The sequence below is a fragment of the Acidovorax sp. MR-S7 genome, assembly GCF_000400995.2.
Lineage (GTDB): Bacteria > Pseudomonadota > Gammaproteobacteria > Burkholderiales > Burkholderiaceae_C > MR-S7.
Genome location: NZ_DF238913.1, coordinates 27,643 through 50,153, shown reverse-complemented (window position 1 = coordinate 50,153; position 22,511 = coordinate 27,643). Strand labels below are relative to the sequence as shown.

At 62.1% G+C, this 22,511-nt stretch carries 16 protein-coding genes and 2 pseudogenes; 12 read left to right on the top strand and 6 right to left on the bottom strand.

All coding sequences use genetic code 11. The features are described from left to right. The first annotated feature begins 50 nt into the window (after positions 1 to 50). On the top strand, positions 51 to 959 hold the full coding sequence (locus AVS7_RS09000; RefSeq protein WP_024001223.1) for a tripartite tricarboxylate transporter substrate binding protein: 909 nt from the start codon (positions 51 to 53) through the stop codon (positions 957 to 959). 101 nt (positions 960 to 1,060) lie between these two features. Further along, entirely contained in the window at positions 1,061 to 4,009 is a 2,949-nt protein-coding gene (locus tag AVS7_RS08995; RefSeq protein ID WP_024001222.1) for a Tn3 family transposase, read from the top strand. Positions 4,010 to 4,241: 232 nt separating this feature from the next. Here AVS7_RS08995 and AVS7_RS23625 read toward each other — a convergent pair. Continuing rightward, positions 4,242 to 4,583, bottom strand: a pseudogene (locus AVS7_RS23625) (MFS transporter); the annotation flags it as partial. A 299-nt stretch (positions 4,584 to 4,882) separates the two neighbouring features. Between AVS7_RS23625 and AVS7_RS08990 the strand changes: the two are divergent. The 8 genes from AVS7_RS08990 to AVS7_RS08955 all read left to right on the top strand — a co-directional run bounded on the left by AVS7_RS08990 (position 4,883) and on the right by AVS7_RS08955 (position 17,815). Continuing rightward, positions 4,883 to 7,585 carry an Hsp70 family protein gene (locus tag AVS7_RS08990; protein ID WP_024001220.1) on the top strand — a complete coding sequence of 901 codons (2,703 nt, stop codon included), beginning with the start codon at positions 4,883 to 4,885 and terminating at the stop codon, positions 7,583 to 7,585. A 903-nt stretch (positions 7,586 to 8,488) separates the two neighbouring features. Then, positions 8,489 to 9,169 carry a TorF family putative porin gene (locus AVS7_RS08985; protein WP_024001219.1) on the top strand — a complete coding sequence of 227 codons (681 nt, stop codon included), beginning with the start codon at positions 8,489 to 8,491 and terminating at the stop codon, positions 9,167 to 9,169. Positions 9,170 to 9,223: 54 nt separating this feature from the next. Beyond that, complete coding sequence (kdpA, locus tag AVS7_RS08980; RefSeq protein WP_020228118.1) at positions 9,224 to 10,948, top strand: potassium-transporting ATPase subunit KdpA; 1,725 nt, start codon at positions 9,224 to 9,226, stop codon at positions 10,946 to 10,948. Between the two features lie 13 nt (positions 10,949 to 10,961). Beyond that, positions 10,962 to 12,986, top strand: a complete 2,025-nt coding sequence (kdpB, locus tag AVS7_RS08975; protein WP_034690407.1) for a potassium-transporting ATPase subunit KdpB — start codon at positions 10,962 to 10,964, stop codon at positions 12,984 to 12,986. A gap of 11 nt (positions 12,987 to 12,997) precedes the next feature. Next, entirely contained in the window at positions 12,998 to 13,672 is a 675-nt protein-coding gene (gene kdpC / locus AVS7_RS08970) for a potassium-transporting ATPase subunit KdpC (RefSeq protein WP_020228116.1), read from the top strand. A gap of 14 nt (positions 13,673 to 13,686) precedes the next feature. Then, positions 13,687 to 14,142, top strand: a complete 456-nt coding sequence (locus tag AVS7_RS08965) for a PTS sugar transporter subunit IIA (RefSeq protein WP_020228115.1) — start codon at positions 13,687 to 13,689, stop codon at positions 14,140 to 14,142. Between the two features lie 240 nt (positions 14,143 to 14,382). Then, entirely contained in the window at positions 14,383 to 17,106 is a 2,724-nt protein-coding gene (locus AVS7_RS08960; RefSeq protein WP_020228114.1) for a sensor histidine kinase KdpD, read from the top strand. A gap of 4 nt (positions 17,107 to 17,110) precedes the next feature. After that, complete coding sequence (locus AVS7_RS08955; protein WP_020228113.1) at positions 17,111 to 17,815, top strand: response regulator; 705 nt, start codon at positions 17,111 to 17,113, stop codon at positions 17,813 to 17,815. A gap of 170 nt (positions 17,816 to 17,985) precedes the next feature. Here the strand turns inward: AVS7_RS08955 and AVS7_RS08950 are convergent, their stop codons facing one another. Together AVS7_RS08950 and AVS7_RS08945 are read right to left on the bottom strand one after the other, a co-directional pair. Then, entirely contained in the window at positions 17,986 to 18,459 is a 474-nt protein-coding gene (locus AVS7_RS08950; RefSeq protein WP_020228112.1) for an RES family NAD+ phosphorylase, read from the bottom strand. Beyond that, positions 18,456 to 19,115 carry an antitoxin Xre/MbcA/ParS toxin-binding domain-containing protein gene (locus tag AVS7_RS08945; protein WP_024001218.1) on the bottom strand — a complete coding sequence of 220 codons (660 nt, stop codon included), beginning with the start codon at positions 19,113 to 19,115 and terminating at the stop codon, positions 18,456 to 18,458. The genes AVS7_RS08950 and AVS7_RS08945 overlap by 4 nt, the downstream gene beginning before the upstream one ends. 184 nt (positions 19,116 to 19,299) lie before the next feature. Here AVS7_RS08945 and AVS7_RS08940 point away from each other — a divergent pair, with 184 nt between their 5' ends. Both AVS7_RS08940 and AVS7_RS08935 read left to right on the top strand, forming a co-directional pair. Next, entirely contained in the window at positions 19,300 to 19,749 is a 450-nt protein-coding gene (locus tag AVS7_RS08940) for an HAD domain-containing protein (protein ID WP_024001217.1), read from the top strand. 180 nt (positions 19,750 to 19,929) lie between these two features. Continuing rightward, positions 19,930 to 20,286: pseudogene (locus tag AVS7_RS08935) on the top strand (Na+/H+ antiporter NhaA); the annotation flags it as partial. Between the two features lie 225 nt (positions 20,287 to 20,511). On the opposite strand, the gene arsB reads toward AVS7_RS08935, so the two are convergent. The 3 genes from arsB to AVS7_RS08920 form a co-directional block, all read right to left on the bottom strand. Then, positions 20,512 to 21,543 (bottom strand): ACR3 family arsenite efflux transporter, encoded by a 1,032-nt coding sequence (arsB, locus tag AVS7_RS08930; RefSeq protein ID WP_020228108.1) that lies wholly within the window; start codon positions 21,541 to 21,543, stop codon positions 20,512 to 20,514. An 8-nt stretch (positions 21,544 to 21,551) separates the two neighbouring features. Continuing rightward, a complete protein-coding gene (locus tag AVS7_RS08925; protein WP_024001216.1) occupies positions 21,552 to 22,058 on the bottom strand; it encodes an arsenate reductase ArsC in 507 nt (168 codons plus the stop codon). A 90-nt stretch (positions 22,059 to 22,148) separates the two neighbouring features. Continuing rightward, positions 22,149 to 22,472: a helix-turn-helix transcriptional regulator gene (locus AVS7_RS08920; RefSeq protein ID WP_024001215.1), complete on the bottom strand. Its 324-nt coding sequence runs from the start codon at positions 22,470 to 22,472 to the stop codon at positions 22,149 to 22,151. Positions 22,473 to 22,511: the final 39 nt, after the last annotated feature.

Below are 22,511 nucleotides of genomic sequence, written 5' to 3'. Positions count from 1 at the left end.
ACTCTCAGGCTCTGACCCCACCACCCCCATTCCCCGGAGACACACTCACCATGCAACGACGAATCCTCATCGCGGCGCTGATGGCCACCGCAGCGCTGGCCCACGCCCAGACTCCCGCGCACTACCCCGCCAAGCCGATCCGCGTGATCATCCCCTCCACGCCCGGCGGCGGCACCGACTTCATCGGCCGCAACCTGGCCACCCACCTGGCCGAGGCCAAGGGCTGGGTGGTGGTGCCCGACAACCGCCCCGGCGCCGGCACGGCGCTGGGCCTGGCCGAGCTGGCGCGCGCGGCGCCCACGGGCCACGACATCGTGATCGGCCAGTCGGACAACGTGTCGCTGATCCCGCTGCTGATGAAGACGTCCTACGACCCCATCAAGGACCTGCAGCCGATCTCGCTGCTCGCCACCACGCCGATGGTGCTGCTGGTCACCGCCGATTCGCCCTACAAGACCCTGGCGCAGCTCATCGACGCCGCGCGCAAGGAACCCGGCAGGATCAGCTACGGCACCTCCGGCACGGGCGGCTCGGTGCACATCTCGGTGGAAATGCTGCAGGCGGCGGCCGGCTTCAAGATGCAGCACGTGCCCTACAAGGGGTCGAGCCCGGCATTGGCAGACCTGATGGGCGGCCACCTACAGGTCGCCGGCGCCTCGATCTCGTCGGCCACCAACCTCATCCAGAGCGGCAAGGTGCGCGCGCTGGCCGTCACCTCCGCCGCGCGCAACGCCTCGCTGCCCGACGTGCCGACCGTGGCCGAGGCGGGCTACAAGGACTACAGCTTCGTCACCTACTACGGCGTCTTCGCGCCCGCCGGCACGCCGGCCGACGTGGTCAAGACCTTGAACGACGTCGTGGTGCAGGTCATGGCGCGCCCCGACGTGCGCGCCGCCTATGCCAAGCAGGGGCTGGAAGCCAGCTCCACCACGCCGCAGGACTTCTCCCGTCTGGGGTGATCTCGGTTTCGTTGCAAAACCGGAATCTGGCACCAAAAAAATGTCCAGCGACAACAACTTAGCAGCGTTTTATAGTGTCTTCTGGATTGGGGAGGACGCTGATGTCAAGCTACCGGTACAGATTCGTTGGGTACGAGAAACTTCCATCGGGCCTGGATGCTGACGACGTGCTGTTGCATTGCCGCCTGCCTGATCGCTTGGTCAAGGAGATTCGGGAAAGCAACTATGCAAAACGCTACCACTTAGGGCTCGCCGTCCAATTGTCCTTCGTAGCCCTGACGGGAAGAAATCCGGACAGCAAGCTCAGGATGCCGCCGACGATGCTGCGTTTGCTGTGTGAGCAGCTAGGCATCCATACCACCGCTATAGTCTCACTCAAGGCGCTGTACCAGAACGCGGATCGGACTCTCGCCAATCATCGTGCCTGGGTTCGAGAGAGGCTTGGCCTAGCAGCCTACGATGCAAGCGCCGAAGAGCGTTTGCAAGCAGCGCTCTCCCAGCAAGCCATCGATGCTGCATCGGTCGATGAACTTTTCAACTCCGCTGAGCAATGGCTGTTCGATAACAAGATTGTCCTGCCAGGTAAGCGCCACATCCAAGACCTTGCTCGATCTGCCTTCAGGGTAGTGGAGGAACTGGCACTCACCACCATTCGTGCCGCAGTGACGCCAGTGCGTCTTCGCGCAGTCCTTAAGGTCATGCACGAGGACAGCATGACGCCGGGGATTTCAGTCCTTGAGTGGCTCAAGCAATCAGCGGGAAAACACAGCCTGAAGGCCCTTAAAGAGGTCAACTCGCGAATCGATGCCCTGAAGGCGCTCGGCGTCCATTTGTGGAACCTGCAAGGGCTTTCCATCGGACGTATCCATGCTTTCGCCCAGGCCGTAGTCAACCGCCCGCCCTCCGAGACGGCCCGCCGAGTCGAAGACACGCGCTCCGTGGAGATCGTCTGTTTCCTAAAGCACCTGCTCGGTGAACTCAGCGACGAGGCGATCTTTCGCAACAATCGGCATACCAGCGACATCGTTCGTTCGGGGACCAAGCGAGTGCAGGCGAAACAGGCACAACGCGCCCACGTGTATCGCTGCTCCATTGAATCTATGCGAGACATCGCGGGCAACACCGACATGGACCCCGAGGAGCGCCTAGCCGCCATTAAAGCGCTTGCCGAGGACATGCTGGGCCGTCCCCCAGTCAGCCATGCCGAGGTTGTCAGGGAAACCCTGACAGAGCAGACAACGAGGGTTCGAACGGTTCTCGATGGCATGACCTGCCTGGATCTGCAAGCAGATCCTACGCATGAAGACGGCAAGCTTCTCGCAGCATTGCAGCAACTACACGCTTCTGGAGCCAAAGAACTGCCGACCGACTTTGACACTTCGGTGGTCGATTCGAAGTGGCGGCCGTTGTTGGAAGTTCCCGATCGCGCGGCCGCTCTCCGGGCTTTTGAAGGGTGTGCATTGCTGCGCATCCGCAAAGGCTTGCTCGGAGGCACTCTCTATGTGAATCACAGCGCGACCTACCAAAGTAAAGAGAGTCTCTTGATCCCACAGGAGGAATGGGACCGGGACAAGCAAATCCTTTGCGAGGCCTACGGTCTGGACCTGGATCCAAAGAGAGCACTGGATCTTCAATACGAACTGCTGCGGGCTGGACTGGCAGATGTCGAGACCGGTCTGGAGAAAGGCCTGCTCGAAATCGATGAAGACGGGTCGGTGCGACTCCCAGCTATCCGGGCCATGGAGGAGGAACCGGAACTGCGGCGTACGAACCAGTTCCTGAGTGAAACCATTGGCACGACGCAGTTGCCGGACATCATTCTGGAGATCGACAGCCGTACTCAGATCAGCACAACGCTCTTGGGGCGCCAGCCTGATACGGCCCAGGAACTCATCGCTTTGTATGCAGGCTTGCTCGCCCACGGCACCGAAATCGATGCCAAAGCCGCCGCTTCAATGATTCCCGGTGTCCCAGTAAGTCACGTCTCCGCAGCAATGCGCATGCTGGAGGCCCCTGGCCGCTTGCGGGCGGCCAACGACAGTGTGGTCGCTTTTCAACAGCGCTTCCCCATTGTCAACCTTTGGAGTGATGGGACGAAAGCCTCATCGGACATGATGGCGCTTGACGCCACACGCCATCTGTCCATTGCTCGTACTGATCCACGCCGAAAAACTGCTGCCGCAGGCATTTACACCCACGTTCTGGGCAGCTACCCGGTCATCTTCGATCAACCTATTGTGCTCATGACGCGTCAGGACGCACCGGCCGTCCATGGAATAGACGCCTACAACTCCAAAAGCGAAGATCGCATCAAGGTCGATCTCCTGGCCGTTGACACCCACGGCTATACCTACTCCGGCATGAGCGTCGCTAAGTTGCTCAGGTTCGACCTGTGTCCGCAGTTGGCAGGCCTTCCTGACCGCAAACTCTGGACGCCTCGTTCCATCAAAGTTCCTGAGGCACTGGAGAAAGTTGCGATTCCCTCGATTACAGAAAAAGCGATTCGCGAAGGTTGGGACCAGGCCATGCGGCTTATCGCTTCAATCAGGTCCGGGAGGGTCAGCGTGGCCTGGGCGCTGGCCCGCCATGGCAGCGCGGCCGCTGGAGATGATGTGCGCCGTTGCCTGGATCAGTACGGCCGTCTGCTGCGCTCCGTCTTTCTGTGCGATTACTTCACCAATGACGCCTTCAGGCGGGAAATCCACACCCTCCTGAACCGGGGTGAATCGGTTCACCAGTTGCAACGCGCCATCTACTATGGCCGCATCACGGCCGAGCGCGCTAGGCGCCGCGATGAACTCAGGTCCATCTCCGGTGCACATGCGCTGCTCACAAACATGGTGATTTCCTGGAACACGATGAAGCTGCAGGAGACCGTGGATCGTTTGAAGTCAGGGGGGCAACGCATTGAGGACAATGTGCTGCGGCGCATCGGCCCGGTGCACTTTGGGCACATCAATTTTCGGGGCGTCATGAGCTTCAGCGTAGACCGTTATGCGAGCGTGCTCCTGCGGGCCGAAACCCCATCAAAATGGACCCGCGCTGGTTGAGGCAAATGTGATGGTCCATTTCCTTTTTCTATTTTTTCTCTGCAAAATCGGAAAGCTGCTCCATATGAATCAACAGCTTAGAGCACACATCCATTTCGCATTTTCATTTTTTGCGTGCAGAACCGGAAGGGCTTGGCTTACAGAACGTATTCATGCGGGGATCCCTCTCCCGCAACCTGTGCCGTGACCATTTTCGACGGAATCAAGTGATCACGGCCGTCCCCAGACAAGATCAATTGCCACGAGCAGAACCAGCGGGCGCAGCCACGGCAAGCAGTGCCAAAAAAGCCGCCACCCCCAGTCCTGCCGAGACCCACAGCGCTCCGGCCCCCAGGCGGTCCAGGCAAATGCCAACCACCCAGGGCGAAGCCGCCTGGGCAATGCGTGCGGGCACCATGAGCACTCCCTGCCGGTGCCTATAACCCGCTGGCCCGAACAACACCAATGGCAGTGTCCCTTTGGCAATCGTCAGGATGCCATTGCCAGCACCGTGGAACACGGCAAACACTGCGGCCATCGGCGCTCCAGCGACAGCGAGCAGCCCGGCACCCAACGGGTGCATCAGGGCAGCCAACTACCATCGGCAACTCGCCAGTCAAGCCATACCGGCCTCACTCACACCAAATGGCCTCCACGAAAGTCGGGGCGATTCAATTCTCGGGACGATTCATACCGAGGTCAATGGCGCTTAAGCCGACGAGTGAAGACGGCAATGGGCCGCGGGGCCTTCTCAGATTCGCTCTGCGGGCGCCGAATTTTTTTGCGCCTGACACGGCTAAGATGTGCAAATTCGAGAGTTTTGCGCGCGCACCGAGTGCGAACACCCAATGACTTTCGGCAAAGGTCACATGAGAGGCACGCAGAGCATCAAACATGGCGCTAAAAAAAGAACTATTCATCAACGCTCTTCAAATGGTGGAGGTCGACGAAAGTCAGAACATTCCGACCGCTGTACTTTTTGACTCGATGGGCCCACACATTGGGCACCAGGCTTTAGAACGTGCCGCCGATGCCACCGAGCTCAACGAAAACTTCAAGCTGAACTTGGGCGAAACAGCTCGCGAGAGGCTTGAGCCTCCAAGATTCGACACGGGCGATGGCAAGCAACGGTCGGCACATGAGATCACCAAGACGTTCTTCGAGGGAGTGCTGAAGAACCTCAAGCCGTGGATCTCTTCCAGGGGTCTTCAACCAGCAGATCGAATTCTGGTGGCAGAGCCACTGGCCCTTGATAGGGGGAATGATGACGGCGCCGAGTGGCTCAAAAACTATCGAGCCAAGATTAAGGCCATTCTCAAACCCCATTTCGAAGAAATCGACTTCCTGCCTGAGCCTTTCGCGGTCTTTCAGTACTACCGATACGGCATCCGCCATCCACTCCTTACTAGCAAAACGCGTCATGCGGCATTGGTCGTGGACTTCGGTGGCGGGACCTTCGATGTCAGCGTGGTCGACACGACTGCGTCTGGAGACGTCAGTGGCAGCGGGCGCAACTCGCGGCCGCTGGCGGCCGCATCGATTGCAGTGGGTGGCGCCTACATCAATATGTCGATTGCAAAAAATCTTCTGTCAAAGAATCTCGACAAGGGCGTCGACAAGAACCGAGTCTCCAGGGCCTGGGAGATCTACCAGCAGGGCGCCCATCAGGATCTGCGCGCCGACCTTCTGCAATTTGTCCGGAACATGAGGAAGTTGATCTCTCAGGTAGAGAGGGCAAAGATCCATATTTGCGACACACTCGCGGACTGGTCGCTCGATGCGCAGTACTCGCCCGGCCCAGGCATGCAGATCTCTATTCCGAAGAACCCCTTTTCGGAAAAACCTGAAGAGATCTCCATTAGGTTCGACGCAACGCAACTTCGGGAAGTTTTTGTTACTCGCGTCTGGAGTAACCGACTGAGGCCCGCTTTGACCACTGCTATCGACCGCGCAAAGGAAGAATTAGGCGGACGCCAAGTTGATATCGTCTTGCTCTCTGGGGGCTCGGCCAACATTCGTTGGCTCGCAAGGCTAGTACAACAGTTGCTCCCAAGCTCCTTTCCTGATGCCGAAATTCTTGAGTTGCAGGGAAGTTTTCAGGAGGTCGTGTCGAAGGGCCTCGCTATTGAGTGTGCGCGCCGCACCTTTAACCGCGGCACAAGCGACTTCCAGGCTGTTACCTACAACCGCCTGTGCCTTGTCCTTGCACCCGATGAAAGTGTGCCCGCGGCGCCAAGATTCAAGCTTATTAGCGAGAACAAGGGGCACTCAAACTTGGCCGATGGAACGCTTCTCGAATCGGCATACCTGATAGGGCAGGCCAGCGAGACGCCACTGCGATGGAAATTTCGACTCAGCTCGCCGCCAAAGAGAAGCCTAGACTACTACTTCCTGAAGTCATCCCTCGACCATGAGGCCATCGCAAGTCTCCACAACATCGATCACCGAGTTACCAGTCCTAAAAGCGCGACCTTTGACAGCAACCTCATTCTGGAGCTTAAGGTTTCGCCTGACGGCACTGCATATCCAAAGTTCGTCTATCGGCAAGGAGGATTGAATGGCGATCAATGTAGCGTTGACGGCAAGCCGTTTTTCCTCGACATGACATACGGGGAGAAAACCACTCTTGGTGAAGCGTATGTAGGGTTCGATTTTGGAACTAGCAACTCTTCTATTTCCTACGTTGAGCAGCAAGCTGTCAGGGTCTACACGGAGCGAGCCAGCGACAAGGGGTGGCAGGAACTGAACGAACTGGTTAACGTCCTGCCATTTCCTGCTGCACATCATCTGGCGAGGTTTTTGGGAAGCACCAGCGAGGCCGAGATTGAGGATCGTTTCGGCGTCGCCTTTGAATCTCTTCTGTTCAGTATTTTAGCGCTCGGCTTCGTCGACTACCGCACCACGGCCGAAGCTCGCAAGTCCTCGATCTTCAAGCAATTTACAAAAGGATCTGCCGGGCCGATCTGGAGCGTCCTTCGGTCGATACTGGAGCGCAAGGCCAAGCAGGCCTTGTTTCTCCCCAAGCTAAACACTCTTCTCGAACTGCGAAGTAGATCAGCAATAGATGCGGCCATCGATGCGATCAACGACAAGAAGCACCATCGTGCATCGCACTACGCGGGCCATCGCGAGGTCCTGGCAGCCCTGGGGAATGCACTAAACGGCGCCATGACGGGGTGGCGTTTTGGTCAGTTTGAGGACATCACAAAGCGAGGCTTCTCGTCGAAGTACACCGGAGTATTTCGCACTGCCCATGGGTCCCATGGGCCGTTCGTTGAAATCTACGAATATGAGGGATCTGAAACGTTCTCCAATATGGAGGCGGTCTTGGTATCGCCTGAACGGGGTGATGTTCTGCGTATGTCCCCGCTCTTGTTTTGGACTTCGCAGTCAGAAAATCTGCAGCAGGACATCGCGCTTCTCGACTCAACCTCAGAGGCGAATTCAAACTATCGGCTGGTAACAGGTAGCGGCGCTATCAATGTGGGGGCTACTTCGGAGTTGGCCGCACTGCACGAAATGTGTGTTGAGCTTTCTAATGGTGATTACAGTGCATCGTTCCCAACACTATCAGGGGTAAAGCTGACGCCGAGATAGTTTGCGCTCGGATGAAGAATTCCATGTAACTTACCCTTAGGACATCGAAGCTGATGTGCCCAGCGGTTGAGCCGCAGAGTTCGCTTCAATCGCAATGCCAGTCTATATCTGACATGGAACACGAAGGCTGGCTGCGTCATGGGAATGCCTCATGCCGACCATTGTCTATGTCGGCTCCGCGAAGGGCCGATGACAGAGATATTGTCTATAGCGAGAGTTCGGTGTCCGGCGACGATCGGCAGCAGCCGCTGCGGAGCTGACCTTGACGGCGCCTGGTTAGCTTCAGGCTGTGAGCTGCCGCCCGCACGATCTGCCCATAGCTCGATCGCATTGTGCCGAACAGGTGTTATCGACGTTGCCTATCGGCGTGTGAGCGCATTCGACGCTTGCGAAGATCCGGAATGCTGATGATCAGCCACGCCCCCAGCAGCGGAAGCAGGATTGCAAGAAGCGCCAGCAGCATGTGCCAAAGATCAGGCGCCATGGGCGGTTCTCTGGCAGCCACACCAGTCAATCAGCGTCCCTAGTGCCTGGAACAGTCCAGTGAAACCGACGATGACGCATAGAACAAAAAGAACGTCTTGCAGGAATTGAGGCATACGGTGAGGTTCGAATTTCGATCCTTTGAAGACCATATCCCAATGCCCATTTGGGCGCCGTAAATTCGGCATAAATTCTGCGCGCTCTGCAGGGACCCACATCCGCTGAGGAGGTTGCCACTCAAGGTGCCAGTGCGATTGGCGCCGCTTGAGCACCGCACCAAGCGCCCCAAGAATTTACGAAGAATTTATGCCGAGGCAGCCCTTGTGAATGGATTCTTTACGCGGCCTCATTGAACACTGCAGGCTGGCAATTTCGCCATTCGCTTGCAAGAACAATATGCGCCTCGGGCAATTCAAATTCATGGCAAGTTTCGCCACAGTCGGCGTCGCGGCGATGGCCGCGCTGCCCTCGACAGCGACTGCGCAACTCACCGGCAATGCGGGCCTCACATCGGACTACGTGTGGAGAGGCACTTCGCAGACGCTCGAGAAGCCGGCCATCCAGGGTGGCCTCAAGTACACCCACGGGTCGGGCCTATACGCTTCCGTGTGGGGCTCCAACGTCACGTTCAAGCCGGACAACGGCGCCACCAGCGAGTTCGACATCGCGCTGGGCTGGAGCGGCAAGCTCGCCCAGGACTGGGCCCTGGACGTCTACTACCTGCGCTACCAGTACCCCGGCTCGGACATCGGCCTGAACTGGAACGAGGTCAACGCCGCCGTGACCTGGCGCGACAACTACTGGCTGGCGGTGGGGCACTCCACAAACGCGATGGCCAGCAAAACCCGCGGCACTTACACGCTGATCGGCGCGCGCTACCCAATCAATGACCAGTGGCGGATGGAGGGAACGCTGGCCCGCTACTTCCTCGACAACGCCTACGCGGACAGCTACACGCACGGCTCGGTCGGCGTCGTGTGGGCCTTCAAGGCGCCGTTCGAGGCACGCCTGACGCTGCACGGCACCGACTCGGCGGCCAAGCGGCTGTTCCCCGGCATGGCGGGCACGCGCGCGGAGCTGGCGCTGCAAGCCTCTTTCTGACCAGGCCGACGATGGTCCTGCCCCTTTGTCTCAACGGTATCCACGGAGTTCCTCATGGCTGAGTCCCTTCTACTCCTCATTCTGCTCATCGCGCTTGGCTGGCCGTTCGGGCGTTACCTGGCTGCGGTGATGCGCAGCGCGCCGATGCGCAGCGACGTTTTGTTCGGCTGGATCGAAAGGCCGATCTATGCTGCGCTGGGCACGCGCCCCCATGTGGGCATGAGCTGGCGCGGCTACGCCGGTGCCTTCCTGCTGTCCAACCTGCTGCTGGCCATCGTGGTCTGGATCATCTTCATGACCCAGGCCTGGCTCCCGCTCAACCCCGACGGCGTACCCAACATGAGCTGGGACCTCGCGCTGCACACCATGGTGTCGTTCCTGACGAACACCAACCAGCAGCATTACTCCGGCCAGGCACAGCTGTCCTACCTGTCGCAGATGACGGGCATCGTTGGACTGCAGGTCATTACGCCCGTGATGGGGCTGGCAATAGTGGCGGCCACCCTGCGCGGCCTCTTCGGCGGCCGCCAGGCCATGGAACGCGGTGAAGGCGTGACGGCTAGACCGGTGGAAGCGGTCGATGTCGGCAACTACTGGGCCGACGTGGTCCGCGCCACGCTTCGCTTCATGCTCCCGCTGTGTCTGGTGTGGTCGGCACTGCTGACCTGGCAAGGCGTGCCGGCGACGCTGGCAGCCGGTCCTGTGGCAACACCCGTTGAGGCCACAGCCGAATTCAAGGAACAGAAGATTCCGCTGGGCCCGGTTGCGCCCATGGTCGCCATCAAGCAGCTCGGCAGCAACGGCGGTGGCTGGTATGGCCCCAACAGCGCCGTGCCGCCGGAGAATCCCACACCCCTGTCGAACTTCCTGGAAACCCTGGCGATCTGCCTGATTCCGGTGAGCATCATCTTCATGATCGCGCCGTTCACGGGCCGACGGAAGTTCGGCGCCATGGTGTTCGGCACGATGCTGACCATGTCCGTGGTGTCCGTAGGTCTGTCCCTGTGGTCGGAGGGCCATTCCGCCACGGCGGCCGACATCGCCCTGATGGAGGGCAAGGAAGTCCGGCTCGGTGCCGACGCCTCCGCCCTGTGGGCATCCGTGACCACCCAGGTGAACAACGGTTCGGTCAACTCGATGCTGGACTCCACCGCGCCGCTGACCGGCATGGTGTCGATGGTCAATATGCTGATCAACTCCATCTGGGGCGGCGTAGGCTGCGGGCTGCAGCAATTCATCGTCTATCTGCTGCTGTCCGTCTTCTTGGCCGGACTGATGACCGGCCGCACGCCGGAGCTGTTCGGCCGCAAGATAGAAGGGCCGGAAGTCAAATTGCTGGCCATCCTGGTGCTGTTGCAGCCGCTGGTCATCCTGGGCTTCACGGCCGTGACGCTGGCGGTGCCCAGCCTCACGGGCAACTCGAACCCGGGCTTCCATGGCATCAGCCAGGTCTTCTACGAGTACGTATCGGCCTTTGCCAACAACGGCTCCGGCTTCGAAGGGTTGGGCGACGCCACGATGTGGTGGAACGTCAGCTGCGCACTCGTGCTGGCTGCCGGCCGCTTCCCCGCCCTGGTGATTCCGCTGGCCATCGCCGCGATGCTGGCCGCCAAGCGCCGCGCCCCCGAGGGCTCGGGCACGCTCCACGTCGAAACCCCGACCTTCGCGCTGACGCTCATCGGCATCGTCATCATCCTCACGCTGCTGCAGTTCATGCCGGTGCTGGTCCTGGGGCCCATCGCCGACCACCTCGCGCTGACGCAACTGCTCGCCCGCTGAAAGGGAGTCTCACATGATCACGACACACACTCAAACACCGGTGGACGCGGACCGGGGCCTGCTGCCCGCGCTCATCGAATCCTTCAAGAAGCTGGCGCCCCAACACGCCATCAAGAATCCAGTGATGGCGGTGGTGTGGCTCGGCACGCTGGTCACCGCCGCGGCGACCTTCGCGGGCTGGACCAGCACGGGCTTCGGCTGGGCGGTAACCATCATCCTGCTCATCACCGTCGTGTTCGCGAACTTCGCTGAATCCGTGGCCGAGGCGCGCGGGCGAGGCCAGGCGGCATCCCTGCGGCGCGCGCGCAAGGACCTCGTGGCGCGCCGCCTGGACAAGTCGGGCCATGAGACCAGCGTCCCCGCCGCAGAACTGCGCCCGGACGACCGCGTCGTGGTGGAAGAAGGCCAGCTGATTCCCGCCGACGGCGAGATCGTCGAGGGCCTGGCCACCATCAACGAGGCGGCGGTGACAGGCGAATCCGCGCCCGTCCTGCGCGAAGCCGGCACCGACCGCTCCGGCGTCATCGGCGGCACCAAGGTGTTGTCCGACCGGATCATCGTGCGCGTCACGGCCGAGCCAGGCAACAGTTTCCTGGACCGCATGATCGCACTGGTCGAAGGATCGAACCGCCAGAAGACACCCAACGAGATCGCCTTGGGCATCGTGCTCGCGGTGATGACGCTGACCTTCCTCATCGTGGTTGTCACGTTGCCCTTCATCGGCGGCTTCGTGGACGTGCAGGTCAACGTCGTGCTGCTGGTGGCGCTGCTGGTGTGCCTGATCCCGACCACCATCGGCGGCCTGCTGCCGGCCATCGGCATCGCGGGCATGAACCGCGCACTGCAGGCCAACGTGCTGGTCAAGTCGGGCAAGGCCGTGGAGGTGGCCGGCGACGTGGACGTGCTGCTGCTGGACAAGACGGGCACCATCACCTACGGCGACCGCCAAGCGACCGCCTTCCATGCACTGGCCAGCGTGGATGCCTCGCAGTTGCGCCAGGCCGCCCTGCTGGCCTCGCTGGCCGACCCGACGCCCGAAGGCAAATCCATCGTGAAGCTCGCCCGCGAAAAAGGCGAGAAGCTCGTCGATCCAGAGCACGCGCACTTCGTCCCCTTCACTGCGCAAACGCGCATGTCCGGCGTGAACCTGCCGGGCGATCGCGTGATCCGCAAGGGTGCCATCGATGCCATTAGCAGCCATGTCAAGGCGCTCGACGGGCGGGTGCCTGCAGAGCTGCAGGCGCGCGTGGACGCCGTGGCGCGCAAGGGCGCGACGCCCCTGGTGGTGAGCGACGGCCGCCACATCCTCGGCGTGATCGAGCTTTCCGACGTCATCAAGCGGGGCATCAAGGAGCGCTTCGCACGCCTGCGCGAGATGGGCGTGAAGACCGTGATGATTACCGGCGACAACAAGCTCACGGCGGCCAGCATCGCCGCTGATGCCGGGGTGGACGACTACATCGCCGAAGCCAAGCCCGAGGACAAGCTCGCGCGCATCCGCGCCGAACAGGCCGGCGGACGCCTGGTGGCCATGGTCGGCGACGGCACCAACGACGCGCCGGCGCTCGCCCAGGCCGACGTGGGCCTGGCGATGAACTCCGGCACGCAGGCGGCCAAAGAGGCCGGCAACATGGTGGACTTGGACTCCGACCCGGCCAAGCTGCTGGCGATCGTCGAGATCGGCAAGCAGCAACTGATCACGCGCGGCGCACTGACCACCTTCTCGCTGGCCAACGACGTCTCCAAGTACTTCGCCATCCTGCCGGCGTTGTTCGCCGCGGCGATCCCGTCGATGGCGGCGCTCAACGTCATGAACCTGTCGAGCCCGTCGAGCGCGGTGCTATCGGCGCTGATCTTCAACGCGATCGTCATCCCGGCGCTGATCCCGCTGGCGCTGCGCGGCGTGCGCTTCAAGCCCGCCAGCGCGACCCACCTGCTGCGCAACAACATGCTGATCTACGGCGTGGGTGGCATCCTGCTGCCTTTCCTCGCGATCAAGCTGATCGACGTCGTGTTGGCGGCCCTGTTCAACCTGTGAGGAGTTCTTCCATGACCATGATTGCATCCCTGGCCGCCAACGCGCGCAATTCCGGCGCAGCCACTCCCCCGGTGGTGGACCGGGGCGCCTGGCGCGGCGCCATCGGGCTGACGATCCTGTCGCTGGCCGGCTTCGGATTTCTCTATTCGCTCGCCGGCGTCGGTCTCGGGCAGGCGTTGTTCCCGCGCACGGCCAACGGCAGTGTGATCGAGCAGGGTGGCAAGGTGATCGGCTCCGAACTGATGTCCCAGCCTTTTGCGAGCAACGGGTACTTCCAACCGCGTCCCTCGGCGGCCGGCTACAACCCTATGGCGCTGGCCGGCAGCAACCAGGCGCGGACCAACCCGGATCTGCGCAAGCGCCTGGAGGAAGCGCGTGCGGCCGTGGCTCAGCGCGAAGGCGTCGATCCCTCGGCCGTGCCAGGCGATCTGTTCACTCAGTCCGGCGGCGGCATCGACCCGCACGTCAGCCCGGCGGGGGCAGCCATCCAGATCGCGCGCGTGGCGCGCGCTCGGGGCCTTGGCCGCGAGGTCGTGGAGAAGCTCGTGGCGGAGCACACCGAAGGCCGGCAGCTGGGCGCGTTCGGTGAGCCGCGTGTCAACGTCCTGGTCCTGAATCTGGCCTTGGATGCGCTGGCGGCCAGTCCTGCGCCCTCCATCGCAACCGTTTCAGCCACCGGACGGTGAGAGGCAAGCAGGACATGGGCGCGCTGAGCGGCTACCTGGAGGCCAGGGACATTCTTCTGGGAGTCCAGGCGACAGGCAAACGGGAGCTTTTCGAGATGATCGGCAAGCACATGGAGGTGGCGCACGACGTGCCCGCCGACTCCGTGGCGTCATCGCTGCAGCGCCGCGAACTTGCGGGTTCGACGGCATTGGGCCGCGGAGTGGCCATTCCGCATGCGCGGGTGAAGGAACTGGACCGCATCCGCCTCGTCTATGCGCGCCTGGCGCCCGCGCTGAGCTTCGATACGCCTGACGGCATGGCGGTGTCGGATGTGGTCGCGCTGATGGTGCCGGCGCCAGCGACCCAGGATCATCTGGATGTATTGGCCCATGTGGCGTCCTTGTTCTCGGATCAGGACTTCAGGAAAGCGTTGCACGCATGCCAGGATCCGATCCAGGTCAAAGAAGTCTTCGAGCGCTGGCCGTGCTGAGTTGGAAGCTTCCACGCGCAGGTGCCGTCCCCCGCGAGCCTGGTGCGCGGGGGATGGCCTTGCGCGGAGGTGTCGCCTGTGACCCAGGCCGTTCACCGCGGGCTATCCTTCCCCGCAAGCGCTGGTCGGCGAGGCCAAAGGCCTGTTGCGCATCGCTCGGATGTGAGCCGCGCCTTGTGAAACCAGCCGTCTCCCAAGGCCGACCATCGCTCAAACAACACGGAAAAAGGGCAGACATTCATGGGTGCTGACAACGCGGAGAAGGCCGATGCTCTGATTGGCGAATTGCGCCGCCAGGCGGCGGGGCGGCTCACGGTGTTCCTCGGGGCAGCACCGGGCGTGGGCAAGACCTACGCCATGCTGGCCCGTGCGCGCGAGCTGCATCGCCAGGGCATCGACGTGGTGGTCGGCATCATCGAAACGCACGGGCGCAGCGACACCCAGGCCATGCTGGAGGGGCTGCCTCAACTGCCGCGCAAGCAGGTCGAGTACCAGGAACGCACGCTGGAAGAGATGGACCTCGATGGCCTGTTGGCCCGCAAGCCCGCCATTGCGCTCGTGGACGAACTGGCCCACCGGAACGCTCCCGGCAGCCGCCACGAGCGGCGCTGGCAGGACGTCGAGGAACTGCTGGACGCGGGCATTGACGTCTACACCACGGTGAACATCCAGCACCTGGAGAGCCTGAACGACGTGGTGCATCAGATCACCGGCATCCGGGTCAGCGAAACGGTGCCGGATGCGGTGTTCGAGCGCCTGAGGGACATCCGCCTGGTTGACCTGCCGGCGCGGGAACTGATCGAGCGCCTGAATCAAGGCAAGGTCTATCTGCCCGAACAGGCGGCACAGGCCCTCCAAGCCTTCTTCTCTCCGTCCAACCTCACCGCGTTGCGCGAGCTGGCGATCCAGACCGTGGCCGAACACGTGGATGCTGACCTGAGGGAGAAACGCACGGCCCGCGGGCTGGCGGACATCGCGATCCAGCGCCATGTGCTTATCGCCATCGACGGCAAGGGCCAGTCGGAGTATCTGGTACGGGCCGGCGCGCGCATTGCCGAGCGCCGCGGCGCGCCATGGTCGGTGGTGACCGTGGACACAGGGCATTCCGCCGATGCGGCGTTGCACCCGGAGGATCTGGACCGCGCGGCAGCGCAGCGCCACTCGATGGCACACGCAGAGCAGCAGCGCCAGATGGAGCTGGACAAGGCCTTCGCCCTGGCGCGCAACCTGGGCGGCGAGACCGAGGTACTGCATAACACGGACATCACGCAGGCCTTGCTCGATGCCGCGGCCGCGCGCGGCGCGCGTTCCATCGTGATCGGCCGCACACGCGAGCGCCCGATCGCACGCATCTTCAACCGCACCTTGACACAGCAGCTGCTGCAAAGAGGGGTGCGGTACGAGCTGACCATCGTCAGCACGCCGCAGGCGCGCCAGCGTGCGCGCCGCTTCCAGGACCTGGCAGGTGAACGGCTGGCCAGAGGGGAGCCGGCGTTGATCGCGCTGGCGACGGCAGGGGCGATCGCGGCAGCCGCCATCGCCGAGCGCTTCGTAGGGCTGGAGGATCTCTCCACAGTGTTCCTGATCGCCGTGCTACTTGTCGCTTCACGCACGCGCATGGTGGCTGCGGTCATCACCGCGGTGCTGTGCTTCGTCGCCTACGACTTTCTGTTCATCGAGCCGCGATTCACCTTCCTCATCAGCGCACAGCGTGGTGTGGCCACGGTGTTGTTGTTCATGGCCGCGGCACTGATCGCGGGCCGCCTGGCATCGCGGCTGCGTATGCAGGTAATGTCGCTGCGGGCCTCGAACACGCACGCGACGGCCATGCAGAACCTGGCCAGGCAACTGTCCAAGGCAGCGGACCTGGGGCAGGTAATCGCCGCCAGCTCCTCCGTGCTGCAATCGACTCTGAGCGCCCAGGCGTGGCTGCGCATCAACGGCGAGTCGGGCCCCGTGGCCGCCGCTGGCGACCTGACGGACAAGGACATGGTGGCCGCCGATTGGAGCCAGCAGCATGGACAACCGAGCGGGCGCTACACCGACACGCTCACGAACTCCCCGTGGTGGTTCCTGCCGGTCCGCTCGGACCAGGACACGATCGGGGTCGTGGGCCTGCACTTCCCATCAGCGATGGGGCGCCTGTCTTTCGAGCAGCGGCGCCTGGCGGAGAGCATGACGGAAGACATCGGCCAGGCGGCACTGCGCGCCCGGCTGGTGTCGGAGCTGGAGGTCGCCCGCGTCACGAGCGAAACGGAGCGCCTGCGGTCCGCACTGCTGTCCTCTGTGTCACATGACCTGCGCTCGCCGCTGTCCTCCATGATCGGCGCCGCCGACAGCCTGGCGCGCTACAGCCAGGACATGGGGCCCGAGGACCGCAGCAGCCTGCTTGACACCATCCGTGTGGAGGGCGAGCGGCTGGACCGCTACATCCAGAACCTGCTGGACATGACCCGGCTGGGCCAGCAGGAGGGCTTGACTTTGTCGCGCGACTGGATCGGCGTGGACGAGCTGGTGGGCTCCGCAGCGCGCCGCCTGCAGCGCTATGCGCCGGACGTGAAGGTGCAAAGCGAGATCGATCCGCAGATCGGACTGGTCCATGTGCATCCAGCCTTGATTGAGCAGGCGATCTTCAACGTCCTGGAGAACGCTGCCAAGTTCTCGCCGCCGGGCGAGCCGATCAAGGTGCATGCGCGGCTGGTGGATGGCGGCGCGGTGCGCATCGACATCTCGGACCAGGGGCCGGGTATCCCGGAGGACGAGCGTCGCCGGATCTTCGACATGTTCTACAGTGTGGAGCGCGGCGACCGGGGCAAGCAGGGTACAGGCCTGGGTCTGACGATCGTGCAGGGCATCGTGGGGGCCCACATGGGAAAGGTCGAGGCCCTGCCGGGACCGGATGATCATGGCACCACCGTGCGTATTACCTTGCCCATGGGTGAGCGACCGGCTTCAGAGAACTAAAGACATGAGCCAAGAGCACGATTCAACACCGGCGCCGTGCGTTCTCGTCATCGACGATGAGCCGCAGATCCGCAAGTTCATCGACATCAGCCTGCGGTCGCAGGGCTATGCCACGCTGCTGGCGGAGACCGGCCAGCAAGGCCTGACGCTTCTCGCGAGCAAGGGGGCCGACATCGTGGTGCTGGACTTGGGCCTGCCCGACCGGGACGGCCGGGACGTCCTTCGGGAGTTGCGGCAGTGGTCGCGTGTGCCCGTCATCGTCCTCACCGTGCGCTCCGGGGAGGAAGAGAAGGTCGCACTGCTGGATGCCGGCGCCAACGACTACGTGACCAAGCCCTTCGGCGTCGGGGAGCTCATGGCGCGCGTGCGCGCGCTGCTGCGCAACGCCAGGCTTCCCAAGGATGCCGCACAAGTCTATGACGATGGCGTGCTACGGGTGGACGTCGCGGGCAGGGAAGTGAGGCTGCACGGCCAGCCTGTGGCGCTCACGCGCAAGGAATTTGCGCTGCTGTCGTTGCTCGTGCAGCAGCCCGGCCGGCTCATCACTCAATCGCAGTTGCTGCGGGAGATGTGGGGCCCTACCCACGAAGAGGATGCGCACTACCTGCGCATCCTGGTCGGGAAGCTACGTCACAAGCTGGGTGACGATGCTTCCTCGCCCCGTTACATCATTACAGAGCCTGGCGTAGGATTGCGGTTCGTGCAATAGGCAGCCATCTCGCTGCTGCCCGTTTGCACGCGCCAGCAGCGTACGCGGCCCGGCAGATGTGAAGGCGCAGTTTGGCAGTGCCAGCACTCCAGGTCGCAATGACCGACTGCACTTGCCAAAATCTCTAGCGCATCGGTGCCACGGAGATGCGCAGGCCTGCGAGGCCGCTGTCAGCGGCGGAAAAGCCTGTTGTACTCAAACGGCCGGATCACCTTTGCGGTGATCTTGGATGATTCCGGATGCAAAGGATTGATGAGAGCCGCGTGCTCTTCGGGCACGATCACCGATGGGACGAGCAGGATGGGGGAGCGCAGCGAAGACAGCCAGATTGAGCCGTAACTGACGCTGGCCTTGCCTGCCGGGATGGCAGACCAAGCTGGAGGCAGCGATGCAAGCTTGGCCACTTCGTGCCGTTTCCACACGTCGCTGGGCACCTGGATTTCGACCAGGAAACGATTCAGGGGCAATCCGGCATCATCGATGTGCGCCGCAGTCTCCAGAACGGCAATCGCAATGGTCGGCGCACAGTACACGACATGCTGCTTATCGTCATTCCAGCGGCCAGGTGACGCGGCTGCGCCGCCGCCACTCAGATCGTCTGCTTGGTACGTGCGCGTCTCGGTTGCAATGCGCCAGAGCTTCACAGGTAGGCCCCGCTGCGCATGGCGCCCAGCAACTTGGCCACGATGTCCTGCCCAGTGGGGGTGTCAAGATAGTCGGCAGGCTTGCGTCCACCCAGGGCCGGTTGGGGACGCTCAATCCATTGGCCCAGCCACCTCACCGTGTCGAAGTTCCTGGCTTCGTCGGAGGTGCTGTCTTGCACGATGTTCTGGGCGATGCCCAGCAACTTGATCATGCCAACGGCTGCGAGGCCCGCGCGCCCATCCACAAGCGCCCCGGAAGCAGATTTGCGCGCTGCGGTCGCCGGAGGGATGCGAAGCATGGCAAACATCCGCGAGGACGGCAAATCCATGCGCTTGGACAGGTCAGCGATGAAGGTGCCAGCGACACCCTCACGCTCGATCTCTACCATCTGATCAGGCGTAGCCTCGTTCACCTGCACGACGTAGGCATCCACCCCCATGCTGCGCTTGTATGAGGGTTTCCAGCGATTGGCAGCGGGAACCGATGCCGATTTCTTCGCAGAGTACGACGTCCCTTGAGGCTTGCGCGCGCGACTTGTTGGGCTGCTGGATCTGGCCACAAGGATCTTGATGCCCTTCACGGGTGCTGGCTTCTTGATGACCTTTTCGGTGGGTAGCTTGGGAGCCGTGGTGTCCTTGCTGGCGATCGTTGTCATGTTTGGTTCCCATTTGATAAATCAAATGAGATAAATTTTAATCTCAAATGATCAAAAATGCGCCACACACCATTAAGCGACGACCAGACGCCTGTCTACTGCTGACGCAATCTCGCTCCACGGCGCGCGAATACGTGCGCATGCAGGGTCATCCGAAGTCCGAGCCTCTTCCTATACTGTTAACGTGCGTACGATTTTTCTGGATTTTGATGGGGTCACGCACCCCGAGTTCTGCCACGAATCCAGGCACTTCTCCTGCCTGCCTTTCTTCGAGCAGGTGCTGCGCAGAGTGCCTGACTGCGAAGTGGTGATCAGCAGCACGTGGCGTCTGCAGGCGCCGCTCGATGGCCTACGCTCCCGCTTCTCCCCTGATGTGGCGCACCGAGTGATTGGCGTGACACCACGGTTCTGCGATCTGGAGAACGTACCCGGCTCCCTGCTGGGCTATGAGCGCGAAGCCGAATGCAATGCTTGGCTCCGTGCCAACGATCGCATGGTATTCCCTTGGCTGGCTGTCGATGACCGGTCTTGGCTCTACCGCCCGTTCAACCAGTCTTTGTTCTTGGTGAATGGCAAGACTGGCCTGACAGCGACCACAGCGGAAGAACTGAGCGCTCGATTGAGCAATCTTTAGTTCAGCAAGGCATCTGCCCGGTATGTGCGATGCACATACGAGTGCTGCAGAGCAAGATGTCGCAGAACTGTTGAGCATGGTCTGATGACCGCGACGTAAAATACGTGCCGGGTGTTGGCTGCATGGAGCAGCGAACAGGTTCATGCGCAGGTCGGGCCGCCGCGCGGAGTTTTCGCGATCATGAATCTACCCCTTTCTCGGCAGGCCCTGCCGCGTGCCCAACTGTTGGCCGAACGCGCCTTCGCGACTTTCGACCGTTTCCTACATATCGAGGCTGTCAGCGGTATCGTGCTGCTCATCGCCGCAGCGATTGCTCTGATCTGGGCTAATTCGCCACTGGCTCCCAGTTACCATGCGCTCTGGCACACACCGCTGTCGATTGGGCTTGGCAACTGGATATTCTCCCAAGCTCTTCATTTCTGGATCAACGACGCGTTGATGACGATCTTCTTCTTGGTCGTCGGGATGGAGATTCGGCGCGAGATCCATGAAGGGGCGCTGAGCAATCCGAAACGGGGTGATCTCACTTTCCGTGCAAATCGTCCCGTTAAGAGCCAGGGGTTAACCCTGACTCTTTTGAAGGACGCCCTCGTGCGCTCCCCAACTTCGCCGTCGGGTTCCTAAATGTGATTCAAGGGTGACAGCCCGGCTGTTTGCGCCCAATCGGGTTTGGTAAATCTGTCCTAATTTCTTCCCGTCCACTGGTTCACCAGCCGCTCCAGATCGACCTGTTCCAGCGGGTCGGCATCGACATTGGGAAGATCAGGATTCATACCAGCCCTTGGATGAGTTCACGACTTTGACGACCAGCAGCATGACCGGCACTTCGATGAGGACCCCGACCACGGTGGCGAGCGCCGCGCCCGAGTGAAACCCGAACAGGCTGATGGCAGTGGCCACGGCCAGTTCGAAGAAATTGGAAGCGCCGATCAATGCCGAGGGGCAGGCGATCGCATGTTTCTCGCCGACCATGCGATTGAGCCAGTAGGCCAGCGCCGAGTTGAAGAACACCTGGATCAGGATCGGCACGGCCAGCAGCGCGATGACCAAGGGCTGCTTCAGGATGGCTTCGCCCTGGAACGCGAACAGCAGCACCAGCGTGAGCAGCAGCGCCGCAATGGACCAGGGCCCCATGCGCTGCAGCGCAGCTTCAAACGCTGCCTCCCCTCGCGCCAGCAGTGCCCGGCGCAGCCATTGGGCCAGCACCACGGGGATGAGGATGTAGAGCACGACCGAGGTGAGCAGCGTGTCCCAGGGCACCGTGATGGCCGACAGGCCCAGCAGGAAGGCCACGAGCGGCGCGAACGCCACGATCATGATGCTGTCGTTGAGCGCCACCTGCGACAGCGTGAACAGGGGATCTCCCCCCGTCAGGCGGCTCCACACGAACACCATGGCCGTGCATGGGGCAGCCGTCAGCAGGATCAGCCCGGCGATGTAGCTGTCGAGCTGGTCTGCGGGCAGGTAAGGGGCAAACCACTGGCGAATGAACAGCCAGCCCAGGAAGGCCATGGAGAACGGCTTGACCAGCCAGTTCACGAACAGCGTGACCCCGATGCCCCGCACGTGGTGCCGGACCTCGCCCAGGGCGGCGAAATCCACCTTGAGCAGCATCGGAATGATCATCACCCAGATGAGCAGGCCCACCGGCAGGTTCACTCGCGCCACCTCCCAGCCGCCAATGGCCTGGGCCGCGCCGGGGAACAGTTGGCCAAGGCCAATGCCCACGACGATGCACAGCACCACCCATACCGTGAGATAGCGCTCGAACACGCTCATGCCGGACTTCTGCATCGCGGCCTTCAGTTCGCAGCCAGCTGGCGGGCGGAGGTCTGAAGCACTGCCTTGGCCAGCTTGTCCTCGGGCAGGCTCACCAGCAACTCCAGCCTGCGCTTCATGGCATGAAGCGTCTGGCGGAAGGCTTCGAGCTTTTGAGCTTCGGTACCGTCGCCTTCGCTTGGATCGGCATATCCCCAGTGCGCCGTGGCGGGGTGGCCCGGCCAGATGGGGCAGACCTCGCCCGCCGCGTTGTCGCAGACGGTGATGATCAGGTCCATATGGGGTGCGCCGGGTGCTGCGAATTCATCCCAGCTCTTGCTGCGCAGGCCCTCTGTGGGGATGCCAGCGCTCTGCAGCACCTGCAGGCCCAGGGGGTTGGGTTGCTGGTTCTCGCGCGGGCTGCTCCCTGCGGAGTAGGCCTTGAATCGGCTTGTGCCCATGTCGTTGAGCAGGGCTTCGGCCAGGATGCTGCGCGCGGAGTTATGCGTGCAGAGGAAGAGGACGTTCAAGGGTTGTTGGGCTTCGCTCATGGTGAACTCCAGGGTTGAAAGGGGTGGTATGGGGAGCCGGGGCGCAGGCGCTCACAGGCGTAGGTACCTGTATCGCCTCAGGACGGCCGTTCAGCAGTTGCAGGAGGTCGCTTCCTCGGGAAGGCAGGCCGCGCCCTGGCAGCAGTTCTCTGTCAGATAGGCCAGCAACTCGGCCATGGTCTCGAACGAGGCGCGGTAGACGAGATTTCGGCCATGGCGCTCCTGGGTCACCAGCCCTGCGTGGGACAGTTCCTTGAGGTGGAAGGACAGGGTGTTGGGGGCAACCCCCAACTGCTCGGAAATCGCCCCAGGAGTGAGGCCCTCCTGGCCCGCCACGATGAGTGCGCGAAACACACGCAGGCGCACTTCCTGCGCGAGGGCTGCAAGCGAACGGACGACAGCTGATTCATTCATAGCTCGATAATACAATGATTGTTGAATCATTGAAACTAT